This window comes from Actinotalea sp. JY-7885 (assembly GCF_014525465.1).
In the GTDB taxonomy this organism is placed as follows: domain Bacteria; phylum Actinomycetota; class Actinomycetes; order Actinomycetales; family Cellulomonadaceae; genus Actinotalea.
The window spans coordinates 1-4,926 of the sequence record NZ_JACEXH010000213.1; the positions used below are offsets into that span (position 1 = coordinate 1).

Genomic DNA, 4,926 nt, shown 5'->3' on the forward strand with positions numbered 1-4,926 from the left:
ACCACCGGCCGCGGCACCGCCCTCCGCACCGCCGAGCGCACCGCCACCCGCCGGCGCACCCGCCGGACCAGCGACCGAACCGCCCGCCGGACTGCCCGCCGGCGCGCTGCCGCGCGGGAGCGCCCCGGTCGTGAAGTCGTACCCGCACGCCTCGCAGAACAGGGCGCCGTCGACGTTGTTCGTCTGGCAGTTGGGGCACGCGACCCCGCCCGACAGCACCGACGGCGCGGGAGCCGCCGGGCGCGCCGGGGCCGCGCCTCCCGCACCCGCACCACCGCCCGCCGCGCCCGCGGCGATCGGCGCGCCGCAGGTGTCGCAGTAGTCCGTCGACGCGCTCGTGTGCCCCTGGGGGCAGACCGCGCTCACTTGCGCACCCGCGTCGTCTTGGTCGAGGCCGTGTCGAGCGCCATCTCGTCGAGCTTGGCGACGTCCTTCTTGAGCCGTACCTTGCCGGTCGCCGGCTCGTCGATCTCGACCACGCGACGCAGCTTCGACGTCGCCTCCTCGTTGCCCGTCTGCGCCGCGAGCTGTGCGGCGCGCCCGAGCTTCGCCGTCGCGGTCCGCTCGTCGCCCATCGCGCGCGCCGCGAGGCCGTCCTGGATGACCTGGGCGAGCTCGGCCTGGCCCGTGTAGTGCGCGACCTCGGGGTTGATCTGCGCCGTCAGCTCGCTGTTGTCCGACCACTGCGCCTTGACCAGGCCCTGGGCGGTGACCTCGTCGCCGACGACGAGCTGCACGCGCGCCGCGAGCTGCTCCTGGCCGACGGCGCGCGACGCGGGCAGCCGGACCGCGACGTGGAAGTCGCGCGACTCGTCGCCCCAGCTGCCGGTCGGGTACGCGCCCGTGAGCGGGTTGACCTCGCGCCGGCGCGGCGTCAGGTCCTCCACCGACGGCGAGACCTGCCGGACGAAGAGCACCTGCGCGCCCTGCGGCGCCCACACCCGCAGGTCCGCCGCAGCGACGCCCCGGCTCATCGCCGCCCGCATGAGCGACGCGAACTCCGCGGCCATCTGGTCCGGCCGCGGGATGAGGTCGACCGTGCCCATGAGCGCCTGCGCGATGCGGCGCACCTCGCCGACCTCCCACGCCGCGCCGACCCCGCGGCAGTCGCACTGGAAGACGCCGATCGCGGAGCGCAGGCGCGCGTCCAGCTCCTGCGGCGACTCGTGCTGGTTCTTGCCGTCGGTGAGCAGGATCGCGTGGCGCTGCGTCACGCCCGGCACCGACGTCGCCACGCGCGCCGCCAGCTCGAGCCACGTCCCCATGGCCGTGCCGCCGTCGGGCGCGAGCGTCGCGATGGCGCGCCGCGCCTCCTCGCGCGTGCGCCGGTCCATGCGCGTCATCGCGCCCTCGCGCACGTCCGTCGGGTACACGAGGCGCGCGACGTGGCTGCCCGCGATGACCGCGAACCACGTGCCCTCGACCACCTGGTCGAGCGCGGCGTTCGCGGCCTCCTGCGCGGCCCGCACGCCCTCGTGGCCCATCGAGCCGGAGGTGTCGATGAGGACCAGCTCGGCCGCGCCCCCGCCGCCGCTCTGCCCGGCCTGGCCGGCCCCGCTGCACTCGACCGTGACGATCGCGTGCACGTCCGTGCTGCCGTCCGCCAGGAACTCGTTCTGGTACACCGCCGCGGTGAAGCTCGTCATGCCGGGTCTCCTTCGTGGGTCCGTGCTGTCGCAACCGTAGGGGTGTCGAGCCTCGCCAGCGCGACGGTGATGTTGTCCTTGCCGCCCTGCGCGTTCGCCCACCGCACCAGGGCCTGCGCGGTCGCGAGCGGTTCGCCGCCCGCTCCCGCCGCGGCCCGAGCGACCACGCCCGCCGCCGCCGTCGGCTCCGAGCAGTAGTTCCACAGGCCGTCCGAGCACAGCAGCAGCCAGCCCGGGCCGTCGAGCGTCAGGTGGGTGACGCGGGGGACCTGGTCGTGCGCGTCGACGCCGAGCCAGCGCGTGATGGCGTGGGCCTGCGGGCCCGCCTCGGCGTCCGCCTGCGGGACGCCGTCGGCGATCTGCTCGGCGGCCCACGAGTCGTCGGTGGTGAGCACGGCCGGCTCGCCCGCGTCGGGCAGCCAGTACGCCCGGCTGTCGCCGACGTTGCCGACCGTGAGCCGCTCGCCGTCCAGCACGGCGGCCACGAAGGTGCACGACGGCGGGCTGTCGCCGTGCTCGTCGTGCGTCACCTCCTCGACCGCCTTGGCGGCGGCCGCGCCGGCCGCGGCCAGCCGCTTGGCGGCGAGCGCGGCGAGCGCTGAGCCCTGCGCCAGACCGGCGCCGCGCTCGCGCACGAGCACGTCGCACGCCGCGCGCGCCGCCGCGAGCGAGGCCACGTCCGAGGCCTCGGAGCTCGAGACGCCGTCGCACACGACGAGGGCGGCCCACGTCCCGGGCACGGGCGCGGCGTCGACCGCCGCGGCGTCCTCGTTGCGGTGGTGGCGGCGGCCCCTGTCGCTCACCGACGCGACCCACGGCTGGGGCTGCTCGACCATGTGGTCGCGCGGCAGCGGCGCCTTGGTCCCGCACTGGGTGCAGTAGCCGTCGGCGTCGACGTCGCCTCCGCACTCGGCGCACGCGCGCGTCACCGGCGGTGCGACCGCCGCCGCCCGGCGCCCGCCGCGGGCGGAGGAGCGGAGCGCGACTGTCGGCACCGTGGGCGCCGACTCCCGCCGGACGTCCGGCTGCGGCGGCGGGGCGGCCACCAGGGGCAGGTCGGCCCCGCACTCCTCGCAGAAGCGGGCCCCGAGGGGCGCGACCGTGCCGCAGCCGGCGCAGACCACGGGACCGTCCGTCGTCGGCGCGCTCACCGCAGCGTCCAGCGCCGCACGCCGTTGGCGGCGTCGACCAGCGCGATGCGCTCGGCCGGCGTGGCCGCCGCCGCCGCGAGCTCGCGGTAGGTGCGCTCGAGCCCGTCGCGCAGCGACTTCTCCTCGGCGGGCCACGTCCCGATGGTCACCGCCTTCTGCGGACCGTGCTCGCGGACGTGCGCGAGCGCCGCCTCCAGGGCGCCGGCCGTGAGCCGCGTGCGCTCGGCGGGGTCGATGCCGACGTCGTGCAGCGACGTCATCGCCTCCGCGAGCGCCGGCAGCCCGCCGTCGGACGCGACGAGCAGGGCGGCGCGCTGGCGCCGCGCCTCGGTGTACGCGCGCGACGTCGCGGGGACCAGGTCGAGGGCGGCGACGGCCTCGCGGACCGTGCCGCGCGCGGCCCGGATGCGCGCCATCGCGAAGGCCGACGGCGGGACGTAGGCGGCGTCGGTCCGCGCGCACGTCGCGTAGAGGGACTCGGCGATCTCGGGCTCGCCGCTCGCCTCGCAGGCCAGCGCGAGCGCGAGCTTGGGCGCGAGCTCGCCCGGCACCTGCCCGTAGACGGCGTTGAAGGACGCCTGCGCCCCGTGGCCGTCGCCCGCGGCGAGCGCCGCGAGCCCCTGGAACCACACCGCCCGCCACTCCCACGGGTCCGCCGCGAGCAGCTCGTCGACCGCCTTGGAGACGAGGTCGCGGCGGCCGGCGTCGAGCGCGGCACGCGCGATGGCGAGCAGCACCTCGGCGGACCGCTCGGGAGCGCGCTCGAGCTGGACCAGGCGCGCCTGCGGGTCCCGGACGTCGACCGTCGCCAGCCAGCCCGTCTGGGGGTCGCCGGTGTCCACGCGCAGCGCCGGCAGGTCCTGCCAGCCCGCGACGGCGGTCGCCGAGTCCGGCCCGTGGAACAGCAGGGAGGGAGCCGCGTCGGTCGCGGCGGCGTCGGTGTCGCCCGCGGCGCGGTCGATCGCGACGACCTCGCGCAGGACGCCGTGGAGCTGGACGCGGAGCTCGGCCACGGTGGCGAACCGGTCCGCCGGGTCGGGCGCGCACGCCTTGGCCACGAGCCGGTAGAAGGAGTCGTACCGCTGGAACAGCGGCGTCTGGTCCACGGGCGGCAGGCTCGCCACGTACGTCGACTGGTACCCGCGGAACTCCATCGCGAGCACCAGCAGCGTGCGGCCGAGCGTGTAGATGTCGGAGGCGACCGACGTGCCGATCTCGGCGACCTCGGGCGCCTGGTACCCGACCGTGCCGTAGATCGCCGAGTCCTGGTCGTCGATCCGGCGCACGCCGCCGAGGTCGATGAGCTTGACGTCGTCGCCGATCTGGATGAGGTTGTCCGGCTTGAAGTCGCAGTACACGAGGCCGAGGTCGTGCAGGTACTCGAACGCGGGCAGGATCTCGAGCACGTACGCGATCGCCTGGTCGAGGGGGAACGGGTCGTACCGTCCGCCCGCCGCCTCCATGCGCTCCTTGAGCAGGCCCTTGAGGGAGTGCCCGCCGACGTACTCCATGACGGTGTAGCCGGCGCCCTCGTGCGTGACGAAGTTGTAGATCTCGACGATGCGCGGGTGCTCCACCTGGGCCAGGAACTGGCTCTCGGCGATCGCGGCGGCGAGCGCGTCGGCGTCACCGGTGTTGAGCAGGCCCTTGAGGACCACCCACCGGTCGGAGACGTTCTTGTCGCGCGCGAGGTAGATCCAGCCCAGCCCGCCGTGGGCCAGCGCGCCGGCGACCTCGTACTGCCCGCCGACGAGGTCGCCGGGCTTCAGCTTGGGCGTGAACGAGTAGGGCGAGCGGCACTGCGGGCAGAAGCCCTCCGTGCGCCCGGGCCGCCCGTCGACGGAGCGGCCGACCTCGGCGCCGCACGAGGGGCAGAACCGCTTGTGCTCGGCCACCTCGGGGTTCGCCATGATCGCCGTCGCGGCGTCGATCGGCGGTGCGGGCGCGATGGTCGTCAGGCCGGCGCCGAGGCGCGCGGCGCGCAGGCGCTTGGACGAGCCGCCGACGCGCCGGGTGACGCCGGTGGTCCGTCCCGTGCGCGCGGAGCCCATGGCGGTCGAGGCGAGGCGGCTGGACGTGCGGGTCGACGTCGCGCCGTCGGCCCCCGCGGGTCCGGCGTCCGGGGCGGC

At 76.3% G+C, this 4,926-nt stretch carries 4 protein-coding genes; all 4 read right to left on the minus strand.

The features are described 5' to 3' along the window. The coding region (locus tag IDM29_RS17020) for a zinc-ribbon domain-containing protein (protein WP_223148373.1) at positions 1-366 on the minus strand (366 nt) is incomplete at its 3' end. Further along, positions 363-1,646, minus strand: coding sequence for a VWA domain-containing protein (locus tag IDM29_RS14910; protein ID WP_182112467.1), 1,284 nt, complete (start codon positions 1,644-1,646; stop codon positions 363-365). The genes IDM29_RS17020 and IDM29_RS14910, both read right to left, overlap by 4 nt. Beyond that, positions 1,643-2,797, minus strand: coding sequence for a PP2C family serine/threonine-protein phosphatase (locus IDM29_RS14915; RefSeq protein WP_188037711.1), 1,155 nt, complete (start codon positions 2,795-2,797; stop codon positions 1,643-1,645). The genes IDM29_RS14910 and IDM29_RS14915 overlap by 4 nt, the downstream gene beginning before the upstream one ends. Further along, on the minus strand, positions 2,794-4,926 hold a 2,133-nt coding region (locus tag IDM29_RS14920), incomplete at its 5' end, for a serine/threonine-protein kinase (protein WP_188037712.1). The genes IDM29_RS14920 and IDM29_RS14915, both read right to left, overlap by 4 nt.

Bases quoted from the DNA above. Each gene is read 5' to 3' on its own strand.
- IDM29_RS14910 (WP_182112467.1), bottom strand. From the start codon at position 1,646: ATGACGAGCTTCACCGCGGCGGTGTACCAGAACGAGTTCCTGGCGGAC.